Raw genomic sequence first — 12,854 nt, 5'->3', positions numbered from 1 at the left:
ATGCTGAAGTTGCATGAACAATCCGGGGATGACACCGTCGCGCTGATGGCTGATATCGGCCGCCGCGCCCGCGCGGCCGCCCGACCGTTGGCGATTGCGACCGCCGCCGCCAAAGATGCCGCACTTCTCGCCATGGCCGACGCGATCATCGCGCGCCAGCAGCAGATTCTCGACGCCAACGCCATCGATGTCTCTAACGGACACGAATCCGGGCTGTCCGGCTCCTTCATGGACCGGCTGAAGCTCGATCCGGCGCGCATCCGCGCCATGGCGGACGGCATTCGTGAAATCGCCGGGCTAAGGGATCCGGTCGGCGATGTGATTGCCGCATGGGACCGCCCCAACGGCCTGCAGATCGAGCGCGTGCGCACGCCGCTCGGCGTTGTCGGCGTCATTTATGAAAGCCGGCCGAATGTGACGGCGGATGCCGGTGCGCTCTGCCTCAAGGCCGGCAATCCGGTAATCCTGCGTGGCGGCTCGGACTCGCTCAATTCGTCCGCCGCCATTCATGCCTGCCTGGTCGAGGGGCTGAAGGCCGCCGGCCTGCCGGAAGACGCCATTCAGCTGGTGCCGACCACCGACCGCGCCGCCGTCGGCGAAATGCTGAAAGGGCTTGGCGGCAATCTCGACGTCATCATTCCGCGCGGCGGCAAAAGCCTGGTCGGGCGCGTCCAGAGCGAGGCGCGGGTGCCGGTCTTTGCCCATCTTGAAGGCATCTGCCATCTCTACATCGACCGCTCGGCCGATCTCGACATGGCGGTCAGGATCGCCGTCAACGCCAAGATGCGGCGCACCGGTGTCTGTGGCGCTGCAGAGACTTTGCTGGTCGACCGCGCGGTGGCCTCCACGCATCTGGTGCCGATCCTCGACGCGCTACGCGCCGCCGGCTGCGAGATCCATGCCGATCAGGAAGTGATGAAGCTGTTCTTCGACGCCAAGCCGGCGACCGATGCCGACTGGGTGACCGAATATCTCGAGGCCATCATCGCGGTAAAGCTGGTAGACGGAATTGCCGGTGCCATCGACCATATCGAGACGTTCTCCTCACACCACACAGAGGCGATCATCGCCGAGGATACCAAAGCGGTCGAGCGGTTCTTCAACGAGATCGACTCGGCGATCCTTTTGCACAATGCCTCGACGCAGTTCGCAGATGGCGGCGAATTCGGCATGGGAGCCGAGATCGGCATCGCCACCGGCAAGATGCATGCGCGCGGTCCGGTCGGCGTCGAACAGCTGACCTCGTTCAAATACCGCGTGCGCGGGTCGGGACAGGTGAGGCCTTGAATCATTCGCGTCAGGGCTTGAGGCATTGAGCCCAGACACCCCCCTCTGTCCTGCCGGACATCTCCCCCGCAAGGGGGGAGATCAGCTTTTTCTTCCGCTTTCGCCAATCACTAACGTTGCAAGAAAAGTGCCTTTGCCGAAGCTGCTGATCTCCCCCCTTGCGGGGGAGATGCCCGGTAGGGCAGAGGGGGGTGCCTAGCACCATGCTGTCGTCCCTTCAGCCCGCCATCCCCTCGCACTACCTCCGTATGCCGCATGCCGAGAAAGGCCTCGCCGTCGGCCTGTTCGGCGGATCGTTCAACCCGCCGCATGCCGGCCATGCGCTGGTGGCGGAAATTGCCTTGCGGCGCCTCGCGCTCGACCAATTGTGGTGGATAGTGACGCCTGGCAATCCGCTGAAGAGCACCAGGGAATTGGCGCCGCTGAGCGACCGGCTGCTCCAGTCGGAGCAGGTCGCCAAGAACCCGAAGATCAAGGTCACCGCCTTCGAGGCGGCGCATCATATTCGCTTCACCGCCGACACGCTGGCGCTGGTCAAGGCACGCAATCCCGGCGTCGACTTCGTCTGGATCATGGGCGCCGACTCACTTCGCGATTTCCACCGTTGGCAGCGCTGGCGCCAGATCGTCATGACCTTCCCGATCGCCGTCATCGACCGCCCGGGCGCGACGCTGTCCTTCCTGTCCTCGGTCGTGGCCAAGACCTTCGACTATGCCCGCGTCGACGAGGGTGACGCGCCCCGGCTCGCCCGCATGAAGGCGCCGGCCTGGACCTTCATCCACGGCCCACGCTCGTCGCTGTCATCGAGTGCTATTCGCCAGCAAGCCAAGGGGTAACTCCGTAAGACCAGATCGCCGATGTCGCTTTTACGGCGGCCTTTCGCGATTGGCTGGGCGATGCTGCGCTGGATATGGCCACTTCAGTGAACCAGACCGACATCGACCCCAATCATGGCGCCCCGCCGGCGCCCGTGATCGCCATTGCCAGCGTAATCGTGTCGATGGCGCTGATCGCGGTCGGCAACGGGTTGATGTTCGCCTATATCCCGGTCCGGCTTGGCGTCGAGCGCTTCGATCCGACCTGGGCCGGGCTGATCATCACCGGCCTGTCTGCCGGCGGACTTGCCGGCTGTATCCTGACCGGGCCGCTGGTGCGCCGCGTCGGGCACGCCCGCGCCTTCATGGTGCTGTCGGCGCTGATAGCGCTGTCGAATGCTGCCATTGGCGCCGGCACCTACCCGCTGCTGTGGATCGCGGCGCGCGCGCTTTACGGTTTTGCAATATGCGGCCTGTTCATCGTCGCCCAGAGCTGGCTCAACGATGCCGTCGCAAACGCCATTCGCGGCCGGGTGATGGCGGTGTTTTACGTCGCCTATGTCGCCGGACTTGGCGTCGGCTATGCCCTGCTGGCGGCGGTCGACATCGCGGCGGCGCAGGCGCCGCTGATCGGCATTGCCTTCACCGCAGTGTCGATCCTGCCGGTCGGCATGACGCGGTTGGCTCAACCGCCGCCACCTCGCGCAGCCTCCGTGGCGCTCGGTCGCGCCTGGCGGATTTCGCCGGTCGGAGTGGCCGGCATGCTCGCCGTCGGCGGTCTGTCGATGGCGATCGCCGGCTTTGCGCCGATCCATGCCACGGCCAAAGGCTATAGCCAGGCCGATGTGGCGCTCCTTTTGTCGGCCATGCCGGTCGGCACGCTGATCCTGCAGATACCGCTCGGCTGGATTTCCGACCGTACCGATCGCCGTTACGTGCTGGCCGGCGCTGCGGCACTGGCCATCGTTGCCGGTATTATGGCTATCGGCTTTGACGGTGGCGCTCTGGCGGTGCTGGTGGTGATCTATGTGATCTGGGACGGCGCTTCGGAATCGATCTATTCGCTGGCCAGCGCGCATGCCGCCGACCGCGCCGGCAAGGACGACATGGTGGCGCTGTCGAGTTCGTTGCTGTTTGCCTGGTCGCTGTCGGGGTTCATCGTGCCGGGTATCGTGACGGCCCTGTCGGCTGTCTATGGCACGCAGGCCTTCATTTATGTGGCCATCGTCATCGCCACCGTCTTCTGCCTGTTCGTGCTGTGGCGAGTGGCCACCACGCGCGCCGTCCCCGCTACGGAGACCAGCAGTTTCGCGCCGATGTCGGCGCAGGCGCCGCTGCCGGTGGACCTCGCCTACGCCCCGGAAGATCAGCGCTGAACGGTTTCACAGCTCCTACTGCCTGGTGGCGGCAGTTTCCTGTCGAGCCTCCGGCGGAGGTGCGGGAACCGAAATGGCTTCGGCGTCGAACGCCTGCTTGACGCGTTTGGTGAGATCGATCTGGGTGGCGAAGAAATCCGCCGCCGTGGTCCAGTAGCGCAAGGTGATGGCGACGCTGGCATCGCCCACGGTGGCAACGAAGGCGATCGGCGCCGGCTCTCGCTTGACGCGGCGCTCGCTGCCGGCAACGCCCAGCATGGTTTTCTGCGCCAGGTCGATGTCGTTCCAGGAGCCGATGCTCAGCGTGATTCCGCCGCGGCGCACACCATTACGGGTAAAATTGCGCACCGGCTGGTTCCATAGCGTCGAATTGGGCGCCAGCACATAGACGCCGTCTGTCGTGCGGAGCTTGGTGGCGAACAGGCCGATTTCCTCGACGGTGCCGGAAATGGCGCCGACCTCGACATATTCGCCGATGCGGAATGGCCTGAGCGCCAGAAGCATGATGCCTGCGGCGATGTTCTGCAGCGTGCCTTGCAGCGCCAGGCCGATTGCCAGCCCGATGGCNGATGGCGCCGATGGCGGCGATGATCGAGGCCGTCTGAACGCCGAACTGGCCGAGCACCATGATGACGACCAGGATCAGGATGGCGTAGCGCACGATCTTCGAGAAGAAATGGCGCAGCGTCGCGTCGAAACCATGGATATGGCCGAGGCCGGCTGAGATCGATCGTTCTGCGAGCCCGGCGACGAGATAGCCGACGACCAGCAGGATGATGGCGCCGATGGCGGAGAAGGAATAGGAAACGATCAGTGTGCTGAGTTGCGCAAGGCCAGCCTGCACGGTGAGCAGCGTGTTCTGGGGGTCGATTGGCATCAGGAAAATCCGTTTGGGGGGTGTGTCGATAACCCCTGCCGCGGCCATGGGTTCCGATTTTTCTCAAGGCTCCGGAACCGGAAGTCGTGCACTGCGTTCGCGGTGGCAGGGCCTCCCGTCTTGAAACTGCAAGGGAACTCTGCCTATCTATAGGGTGTCACCTGATTTCGTGGGTGATTTGGTTGTTCTTGCTGCGAAAGGAAATACACTGAGAACAGCATTGCGGAAGAAGGCTGACGTCATGCCTTCGCCGGCCAGGATCAGCGTAGATGACGCCGTGTCCCGTGCCATCAAGACAGTCCTTGCCAGTCTGGAAGACTCCAAGGCCGAAAATATTGTCTCAATCGACATTCAGCGGAAATCGAGCCTCGGCGACTATATGGTCATCGCGTCGGGCCGGTCGCACCGTCATGTCTCGGCTGTCGCCGACCACCTGCTCAAGGCGCTCAAGGATGCCGGTCTCGGCACGGCGCGCGTCGAGGGGCTGTCCGGCGCCGACTGGGTCCTGATCGATTCAGGCGACATCATCGTCCATGTCTTCCGCCCAGAAGTCCGCGAATTCTACAATCTTGAAAAGATGTGGCAGGCGCCGGACCTTGAGGAAGAGACCTTGCACTGAGCTCCGTCTCATGTCGTAACCATCCGGGGTGCGACATGGATTGAAAGCTCGCCGAGGCAGGGATGAAGATAGCAGTTCATGCCGTGGGCCGGATGAAGGCCGGCCCCGAGAGAGAACTCGCCGACCGCTATTTCGAGCGTTTCGCCAAGAGCGGCCCGGCGATCGGGTTCGAATTCTCTGGTGTCGCCGAGATCGCCGAGGGACGAGCCCAGAACGCCAATGAGCGCCGCCGCGAGGAAGGCCAGAAGCTGCAGGCACAGCTGCAGCCGGGCACGGCGCTGTTCCTGCTCGACGAACGCGGCAAAAACCTGTCCTCAGACGATTTCGCCAGCCGTATCGGCCAGCTGCGCGATGGCGGACGCAAGGCGTTGGTCATCGCCATTGGCGGCGCCGACGGGCACGACCAGTCGATTCGCGATCAGGCTGAGCTGATAGTCTCGTTCGGCGCGGCGACCTGGCCGCACCAACTGGTGCGCGTCATGCTGGGCGAGCAGCTCTATCGGGCGGCAACGATTCTTTCGGGACATCCCTACCACCGTTCGTAAATCAGTGGGTCGAGGATCAATCGTCCGGATTTCCGCCCCAATGCGCGGCTGTTTTGTGTTAGGCTTCGGTTCGATCATGGTTGATGGTTCGTTAACGAAGCCACGCATAGAGTCGGGCTTCAATGGCTGACAACGGGAAATCACGAACGGGCTTCCGGCACGCGCGCTGCGGCATCGCTGCAGCAGTGGTTTTGCTGTCGCTCGGGCTTGCGCGGGCCGAAAATACGCTGGACGTGGCGCCCGACCCCGATCTGAGCCGTGCCGAATATGAGAAGGTGTCGGCCGAGATCACGCTGTCGTCCGAACGGCTGGCCAAGCTCGCCGCCGACATTGCTTCGGTCAAGAAGGACCATGCCTCGATCACCGCGGCGCTTATCCAGTCGGCGATGACCGAGCAGAAGCTCGGCCAGGACATCGAGGATATCGGCGCCAGGCTCGAAGGACTGAAGGGCGAGGAACAGAAGATCCGTGTCTCGCTGGCGGCGCGGCGCGACGTGCTGGCCGAGGTGCTGGGGGCGCTGCAGCGCATGGGGCTCAATCCGCCGCCGGCGATCCTGGTCAAGCCGGAAGACGCACTGTCGTCGGTGCGCAGCGCCATCCTGCTCGGCGCAGTGGTGCCGGAACTGCGCCAGCAGACCGACAAATTGCTGGCCGACCTCAGGGAACAGACCCGGGTGACGGCCTCGATCGAGGCCGAGCGGACGCGGCTGACAGCGGCGGTCGGCGAGCAGACGGCGGAAAAGAAACGCCTCTCCATGCTGCTCGAAGCCAAGCAGAAGCTCGAGGCGGACACCTGGACGGCGATGGCCGCTGAAAAGCAGCGGTCCCAGGCGCTTGCGGCCAAGGCCGGCAGCCTGAAAGAGCTGATCGCTTCGCTTGAAGCCGACAAGAGCCGCAAGGCGGCGGATGCCGTCAAGGCAGGCGAACAGAAAGCGGCCGACAGCGATAAGCCGGACGCCGATAACGCCGATGCAGGCACAACCGCGTCGACGGAGCTGGCTTCGCTGCCCGTGCCGGAAGGCAACCGCCTCACCGCCGCCGCGCCGTTTTCGGCACTTCAGGGACAAGTCTCGCTGCCGGTCACCGGCAAGATCAAGCTGCGTTTCGGGGCCGATGACGGTAACGGCGCGGTGATGCTTGGCGACATGGTTGCGACACAATCGGGAGCCATCGTCACGGCACCGGCGGACGGAAATGTGCTTTATGCGGGGCCTTTTCGCTCCTATGGTCAACTCTTGATCCTCAATGCGGGAGACGGCTATCATGTCGTCCTGGCGGGGATGAGCAGAATCAGCGTCGCGTCTGGCCAGTCGGTGCTCGCAGGAGAGCCGGTCGGCGCGATGGGAGAGGCCCGGGTGGCAAGCACCTCGGCCTCGAAGAATGGAAATGCCACGCCGGAACTCTATGTCGAGTTCCGCAAGGATGGAAAACCCGTCGATCCGACCCCATGGTGGGCGGACCGCTTCTCTGGAAGGACGTGAAATGATGCGGAAACTGTCGCTTCTTATTGCCGGTGCGCTGATGGGCGCGTCAGCGATGAGCCTGGTCTATGGCGCCCCCGGCTCGACGGCGAACGCTGCAGGCTCCGAGACCTACAAGCAACTGGCGATCTTCGGCGACATCTTCGAGCGCGTGCGGGCGCAGTATGTGACGCCGCCGGACGACAAGTCGCTGGTCGAAAACGCCATCAACGGCATGCTCACCTCGCTCGACCCGCACTCCTCCTACATGAATGCCGAGCAGGCGCAGGACATGCGCGTGCAGACCAAGGGTGAGTTCGGCGGCCTCGGCATCGAGGTCACCATGGAGAACGACCTGGTCAAGGTGATCACGCCGATCGACGACACCCCGGCTGCCAAGGCAGGCGTGCTGGCCGGCGACTATATCGCCAAGATCGACGGCCAAGAGGTTCGCGGCCTGACGCTCAACGATGCAGTCGAAAAGATGCGCGGCCTGGTCAACACGCCGATCAAGCTGACCATCCTGCGCCAAGGCGCCGACAAGCCGATCGAGCTGACGGTGGTGCGCGATATCATCAAGGTCAAGGCGGTCAAGTTCCGGGTCGAGAACGACATCGGCTACATGAAGATCACCTCCTTCACCGAAAAGACCTATGACGACCTCGAGAATGCCATCGACACCATCAAGAAGCAGGTGCCGAACGACAAGCTCAAGGGCTATGTGCTCGATCTCAGGCTCAACCCGGGCGGCCTGCTCGACCAGGCGGTGAGCGTGTCCGACGCCTTCCTCGACCGTGGCGAGATCGTCTCGACCCGCGGCCGCGACCCGAAGGACGTCACACGCTTCGACGCCAAGGCAGGCGACGACATCGGCGCCAAGCCGCTGATCGTGCTCGTCAATGGCGGTTCGGCCAGCGCCTCCGAGATCGTCGCCGGCGCGCTTCAGGACCTGCGCCGCGCCACAGTGGTCGGCACGCAGTCGTTCGGCAAGGGCTCGGTGCAGACCATCATCCCGCTTGGCGAGAACGGCGCGCTGCGCCTGACGACGGCGCTCTATTACACGCCGTCCGGCAAGTCGATCCAGGGCAAGGGCATCACGCCCGACATCAAGGTCGACCAGCCGCTGCCGCCCGAACTGCAGGGCAGGGACCTGACGCGCGGCGAATCGGACCTCAAGGGCCATATCAAGGGCGCCGACGAGAGCGATACCGGCTCGGGCTCGGCTGCCTATGTGCCGCCGGATCCGAAGGACGATCTGCAGCTGATCTATGCCGAACAGCTGCTGCGCGGCCAGAAGACCGATCCGGCATTCCCGCCGAATCCGGAGAAGGCAGTGCTCAACCAGTAAAATCGACTGGTAGCTCTGGCTGCCCAATCGAAGCGATGCAATGCTGCCGGGACCGTGAGGTTCCGGCAGTTTGATTCGGGGACCGCTGGGCGCTGCGCCTCAAAAGGCGCAGGGGACGCGCCGTCAGTTTTGGATCTGCGCATGGCGAAAAGATTTCGCTGATCACGCGCCCGGGGGATGCGGCTTGGCTGACGTCGGCAAGGACATCGAACGCCCGCTCGGACAGACCGTCCGACCGCGTGCCGCGTCGCGCGGGATCAGCGCTGGCGCCGTCGCGGCGACGCTGGTCGTGCTGGCCGCGGTCGGCATCTCCGGTGCGATCGCGCTGCGCGAGAAGCCGTTCCGCAAACCGGAAGCAATCGCGCTCTCGACGCCGAAGGTGACGGCGGCGGCCGAGCCCGCGGCCGCAGCGCCCACTGCTCAAGCGACGGCGGCAGCGCCGAAGGCGGAAACGCCCAAGGCCAGCGGTCCGCAGATCATCCATGTGCAGTCCCAGGAGGGTGATGGCCCGCCCAATGCAGCCATCGTCATCCACGACCCGTCGACGATCGGCCAGAACCTGAAGATCGCGCATATCCCCGACAGGGCGCTGATCGAGGCCAGCGACACCGGCCCGTTGCCGGTTCGCGCCGCTGACGGCCGGCGGCCGTTCGATGTCTATGCGCGGCCGTGGTCGGGTTCGCGTGGCGCTCGAGTGGCAATCGTCATCGGCGGGCTTGCCGTGTCGCAGACCGGCACGCAGGCCGCGATCGCCAAGCTGCCGGCCGAAGTGACGCTGGCTTTTGCGCCGCAAGGCAACAGCATCGGCCGCTGGATGCAGGCGGCACGGCAGAGCGGGCATGAGGTGGTCATGCAGGTGCCGCTCGAACCGTTCGACTATCCCAACGTCAATCCCGGCCGCAACACGCTGACGGTGGCGGCAAGCCCGGACGACAATCTGAAGAATCTGCGCTGGGCGCTGTCGCGGACCACCAACTATACCGGCGTCATGAACTATATGGGGGCGCGCTTTTCGGCCGACGCGACGGCGATGGGGCCGTTCATGGCCGAGCTTGGCAAGCGCGGCCTTGCCTATGTCGATGACGGCTCGTCCGCGCGGAGCCTGGCGTCCGATCTCGCCTTGAAGGACGGTGTGCCATTCGTCGCCGGCGATACGGCAATCGACGCCGTGCAGGACCGCGGCGCCATCCTGAAAAAGCTCGACGCGCTGGAAGCGACCGCGCGTGCCAAAGGCTCCGCCGTCGGCATCGGCTCGGCCTTCGACCTCACCGTCGATACCGTGGCGTCCTGGGTGGTCGAAGCAAAAAAGCGCGGCATCGAGATCGTGCCGATCTCGGCGGTGGCCATCGACCCGGAAAAAGGCTGATCATGACGAAGAAACCTGTCGACCCCGAGACGCTGCCTTACCGCCCTTGCGTAGGACTGATGATCCTCAATGGCGACGGGCTGGTCTGGGTCGGGCACCGCATCGCCGAACCGGACAGCGAATTTGCCGGGACCACGCAGCTCTGGCAGATGCCGCAAGGCGGCATCGAGGAGGGCGAGGAGCCGCTGCAGGCGGCCGGGCGCGAGCTCTATGAAGAGACCGGCATGCGCTCGGTCACGCTGCTCGACGAGGCGCCGCACTGGATCAACTACGACCTGCCGCGCGATCTGGTCGGCATCGCCCTCAAGGGCCGCTATCGCGGCCAGACGCAGAAATGGTTCGCCTACCGCTTTCACGGCGAGACCAGAGAGATCCAGATCAATCCGCCGCCGGGCGGCCACACCGCCGAATTCGATGAATGGGCATGGCGGCCAATGCAGGACCTGCCCGATCTGATAGTGCCGTTCAAACGCAAGGTCTATGAGGACGTGGTGACGGCGTTCCGGCATTTGGCTTAGGCGGCTCGCTGTTGCGACGTCCATGATCTGTCCTTACTGATAGGGTTTGTTTCGTGCTCTGGTCAGGAGCGGGGATGAGCAGCGCCTCAGGGAAGTCATTGCATTCTGCACCGGAAGCCGGCTTGCAGCCGATCAGCGAAGCGGCGGCCGGCGCCATTCTCACCATCGATCTCGGCGCGGTCAGGGAGAATTACCGGCGGCTGAAGGCAAAGCTCGGCGGCGTGCGCTGCGCCGGCGTCGTCAAGGCCGACGGTTACGGGCTCGGCGCGCGGCAAGTGGCGGCGGCACTGGTTGCCGAAGGCTGCGACAGCTTCTTTGTCGCGCATCTCACCGAGGGTGTCGCGCTGCGCGACGCACTCGGACCGAAGCTGGAAATCCATGTGCTGAACGGCCTGCCGCCGGGCTCGGAACCTGAAGCGGTGGCCGCCGACCTTGTTCCCGTCATCAACAGCACCGGGCAACTGAAGGCGTGGAGCGAGGCAGGCCAAAAGGCCGGCCGCAAGCTCAAGGCCGCCATCCAGGTCGACAGCGGCATGTCGCGGCTGGGCATGGCGCCGGCAGAGGTCGAGGCGCTTACGGCCGATGCTTTCGCCGGCGTCGATGTCGTCCTCGTCATGAGCCATCTGGCCCGCGCCGACGAGCCGGGCAATCCGGCCAATGACGCGCAGCTCAAAGAGTTCGAACGGCTGCGCAAAATGCTGCCCAAGGCGCCGGCGTCGCTCGACAATTCCTCCGGCATCTTTCTTGGGCCGCGCTATCAGTACGACCTCGCGCGTCCGGGCGCTGCGCTCTACGGCATCAATCCGACGCCTGATGAGGCGAACCCGATGCTGCCGGTGGTGCGGCTCGAGGCAAAGATCATCCAGACACGCGGCATCGATAAGGGCGCGGGCGTCGGCTACGGACATGCGTTTCTGGCCAGCGGTCCCTTGCGCGCGGCCACGATCTCGCTCGGCTATGCCGATGGCTGGCACCGGCGCGCGGCTTCGGCTGCCTGGCTCGACGGCGTGCGACTGCCCTTTGTCGGGCGGGTGTCGATGGATTCGATCATACTCGACATCTCGGCCCTGCCGGCCGGCCGGCTGCGCGAGGGCGACCTTGTCGAACTCCTGGGCCCCTCGCAGAGCGTCGATGACGCCGCCGGTCATGCCGGCACGATCGGTTATGAAATCCTGACCAGTCTCGGCCCCCGCTTCCACCGCCGCTATATCAACGAATAGAGCCGCGACACGCCGCCCCTTGGCGGACGCCGCAGAATCCGGCAGACAGGAGGCGGCGGCCCTCTGACGGAAGTCGTCGTGGAGAGTGATGCGATGAAGATCTTCGTGTTGGGCGGCGGCGTTATCGGGGTCACCACTGCCTATTATCTCGCTGAGGCCGGCCACGAGGTGACGGTGTTCGACCGCCAGAAAGGGCCGGCGCTGGAAACCAGCTTCGCCAATGCCGGCGAGATCTCGCCGGGCTATGCTTCGCCCTGGGCCGGCCCCGGCATTCCGCTGAAGGCAATCAAGTGGCTGTTGATGAAGCATGGCCCGCTGGTGGTGCGGCCGGCCTTCGATCCGTATATGTGGACATGGCTCATCAAGATGCTGCGCAATTGCACCGCGGATCGCTACGCCATCAACAAGGCGCGCATGGTGCCGCTCGCCGAATACAGCCGCGACACGCTGAAGGCGCTGCGCGAGGCGACCGGCATCGCTTATGATGAGCGGACCAAGGGCACGCTGCAGCTGTTTCGCACGCAAAAGCAGCTCGACGGCACCGGCGGCGATGTCGAAGTGCTGAAGAAATATGGCGTTCCCTACGAGTTGCTCGATCCCGAAGGCTGCATTGGGGCCGAGCCGGCGCTGGCCGGCGTGCGGGAAAAGTTTGTCGGCGGGCTGAGATTGCCCGGCGACGAAACTGGCGACTGCAAGATGTTCACCGATCGGCTGGCCGAGCTCTGCGTGGCGCGCGGCGTCACGTTCGAGTACGGCACGCAGATCCGGCGCTTCTCCAAGAACCGCAATCGGATCGTCAGCGTCGGCACCGACCAGCGCTCGCGCGCGGCCGACGCTTATGTGCTGGCGCTGGGCAGCTATTCGGCGCGCTTCATGCGCCTGCTCAGGCGCCCGATCCCGGTCTATCCGGTCAAGGGCTATTCGATCACCGTTCCTATCAAGGACGCGGTCGCCGCCCCGGTGTCGACGGTAATGGACGAAACCTACAAGGTGGCGATCACCAGGCTCGGCGACCGCATCCGCGTCGGCGGCACGGCGGAGATTTCCGGCTTCGATCTCAGGCTGCACGAATCGCGCCGGCGCACCCTCGAACATTCGGTCGGCGATCTGTTCCCGGATGGTGGCGACCTCAAGGCAGCGTCCTTCTGGTGCGGACTGCGGCCGATGACGCCGGACGGGCCGCCGTTGGTCGGCCGCACCGAGTTCTCCAACCTCTATCTCAACACCGGGCACGGCACGCTTGGCTGGACCATGGCCTGCGGCTCGGCCAAGGTGCTGTCCGACATCATCTCCAGCAAGGTGCCTGATATCGATGTGCGGGAGCTGGGGCCGGAGCGGTATTTGAGGTAGAGGTGCTTTTTAAAGCTCGCGGGCCAGCACCCCCTCTGTCCTACCGGACAGAGGGGGTGTAAAGGATCGCTAC

12 protein-coding genes and 1 pseudogene are annotated in these 12,854 nt (G+C 64.7%); 11 read left to right on the top strand and 2 right to left on the bottom strand.

The annotated features are described in order from the left end of the window. The 3 genes from X750_RS153290 to X750_RS153300 all read left to right on the top strand — a co-directional run bounded on the left by X750_RS153290 (window position 1) and on the right by X750_RS153300 (window position 3,478). Window positions 1-1,287: a glutamate-5-semialdehyde dehydrogenase gene (locus X750_RS153290; protein ID WP_023747306.1), complete on the top strand. Its 1,287-nt coding sequence runs from the start codon at window positions 1-3 to the stop codon at window positions 1,285-1,287. Between the two features lie 203 nt (window positions 1,288-1,490). Further along, window positions 1,491-2,123, top strand: a complete 633-nt coding sequence (locus tag X750_RS153295; RefSeq protein ID WP_023688904.1) for a nicotinate-nucleotide adenylyltransferase — start codon at window positions 1,491-1,493, stop codon at window positions 2,121-2,123. A gap of 74 nt (window positions 2,124-2,197) precedes the next feature. Continuing rightward, window positions 2,198-3,478 (top strand): MFS transporter, encoded by a 1,281-nt coding sequence (locus X750_RS153300; protein ID WP_023747305.1) that lies wholly within the window; start codon window positions 2,198-2,200, stop codon window positions 3,476-3,478. A 15-nt stretch (window positions 3,479-3,493) separates the two neighbouring features. Here the strand turns inward: X750_RS153300 and X750_RS1000000166840 are convergent, their stop codons facing one another. Together X750_RS1000000166840 and X750_RS1000000167525 are read right to left on the bottom strand one after the other, a co-directional pair. After that, window positions 3,494-3,982, bottom strand: a complete 489-nt coding sequence (locus tag X750_RS1000000166840) for a mechanosensitive ion channel family protein (protein WP_348524467.1) — start codon at window positions 3,980-3,982, stop codon at window positions 3,494-3,496. 265 nt (window positions 3,983-4,247) lie between these two features. Further along, window positions 4,248-4,355, bottom strand: a pseudogene (locus tag X750_RS1000000167525) (mechanosensitive ion channel family protein); the annotation flags it as partial. Window positions 4,356-4,596: 241 nt separating this feature from the next. Between X750_RS1000000167525 and rsfS the strand changes: the two are divergent. The 8 genes from rsfS (at window position 4,597) to X750_RS153340 (ending at window position 12,781) form a co-directional block, all read left to right on the top strand. Beyond that, window positions 4,597-4,974 (top strand): ribosome silencing factor, encoded by a 378-nt coding sequence (rsfS, locus tag X750_RS153305; protein WP_023668698.1) that lies wholly within the window; start codon window positions 4,597-4,599, stop codon window positions 4,972-4,974. 62 nt (window positions 4,975-5,036) lie between these two features. Continuing rightward, a complete protein-coding gene (gene rlmH, locus X750_RS153310) occupies window positions 5,037-5,519 on the top strand; it encodes a 23S rRNA (pseudouridine(1915)-N(3))-methyltransferase RlmH (RefSeq protein ID WP_023684125.1) in 483 nt (160 codons plus the stop codon). Between the two features lie 122 nt (window positions 5,520-5,641). Further along, window positions 5,642-7,000, top strand: coding sequence for a murein hydrolase activator EnvC (locus X750_RS153315; RefSeq protein ID WP_023668700.1), 1,359 nt, complete (start codon window positions 5,642-5,644; stop codon window positions 6,998-7,000). A 1-nt stretch (window position 7,001) separates the two neighbouring features. Beyond that, entirely contained in the window at window positions 7,002-8,327 is a 1,326-nt protein-coding gene (locus X750_RS153320) for a S41 family peptidase (protein WP_023668701.1), read from the top strand. 184 nt (window positions 8,328-8,511) lie between these two features. Further along, the gene (locus tag X750_RS153325; protein WP_023737901.1) at window positions 8,512-9,693 is read left to right on the top strand and encodes a divergent polysaccharide deacetylase family protein; all 1,182 of its coding nucleotides are present in this window, start codon (window positions 8,512-8,514) and stop codon (window positions 9,691-9,693) included. A gap of 2 nt (window positions 9,694-9,695) precedes the next feature. Next, window positions 9,696-10,211 carry an RNA pyrophosphohydrolase gene (locus X750_RS153330; protein WP_023747304.1) on the top strand — a complete coding sequence of 172 codons (516 nt, stop codon included), beginning with the start codon at window positions 9,696-9,698 and terminating at the stop codon, window positions 10,209-10,211. Window positions 10,212-10,285: 74 nt separating this feature from the next. Continuing rightward, window positions 10,286-11,431 (top strand): alanine racemase, encoded by a 1,146-nt coding sequence (gene alr / locus X750_RS153335; protein WP_023744957.1) that lies wholly within the window; start codon window positions 10,286-10,288, stop codon window positions 11,429-11,431. A gap of 93 nt (window positions 11,432-11,524) precedes the next feature. Then, window positions 11,525-12,781: a D-amino acid dehydrogenase gene (locus tag X750_RS153340; protein WP_023668705.1), complete on the top strand. Its 1,257-nt coding sequence runs from the start codon at window positions 11,525-11,527 to the stop codon at window positions 12,779-12,781. Window positions 12,782-12,854 lie beyond the last annotated feature (73 nt).

The organism is Mesorhizobium sp. LNJC391B00, assembly GCF_000502535.1.
GTDB lineage: Bacteria > Pseudomonadota > Alphaproteobacteria > Rhizobiales > Rhizobiaceae > Mesorhizobium.
The sequence above is the reverse complement of the archived record's forward strand: the minus strand, read 5'-3'. Positions and strand labels throughout refer to the sequence as shown.

Coding starts and splice junctions, on each gene's coding strand:
- X750_RS153290 (WP_023747306.1), top strand. CDS start 1: ATGCTGAAGTTGCATGAACAATCCGGGGATGACACCGTCGCGCTGATG.
- X750_RS153295 (WP_023688904.1), top strand. CDS start 1,491: ATGCTGTCGTCCCTTCAGCCCGCCATCCCCTCGCACTACCTCCGTATG.
- X750_RS153300 (WP_023747305.1), top strand. CDS start 2,198: ATGGCCACTTCAGTGAACCAGACCGACATCGACCCCAATCATGGCGCC.
- X750_RS1000000166840 (WP_348524467.1), bottom strand. CDS start 3,982: ATGCTTCTGGCGCTCAGGCCATTCCGCATCGGCGAATATGTCGAGGTC.
- rsfS (WP_023668698.1), top strand. CDS start 4,597: ATGCCTTCGCCGGCCAGGATCAGCGTAGATGACGCCGTGTCCCGTGCC.
- rlmH (WP_023684125.1), top strand. CDS start 5,037: ATGAAGATAGCAGTTCATGCCGTGGGCCGGATGAAGGCCGGCCCCGAG.
- X750_RS153315 (WP_023668700.1), top strand. CDS start 5,642: ATGGCTGACAACGGGAAATCACGAACGGGCTTCCGGCACGCGCGCTGC.
- X750_RS153320 (WP_023668701.1), top strand. CDS start 7,002: ATGATGCGGAAACTGTCGCTTCTTATTGCCGGTGCGCTGATGGGCGCG.
- X750_RS153330 (WP_023747304.1), top strand. CDS start 9,696: ATGACGAAGAAACCTGTCGACCCCGAGACGCTGCCTTACCGCCCTTGC.
- alr (WP_023744957.1), top strand. CDS start 10,286: ATGAGCAGCGCCTCAGGGAAGTCATTGCATTCTGCACCGGAAGCCGGC.
- X750_RS153340 (WP_023668705.1), top strand. CDS start 11,525: ATGAAGATCTTCGTGTTGGGCGGCGGCGTTATCGGGGTCACCACTGCC.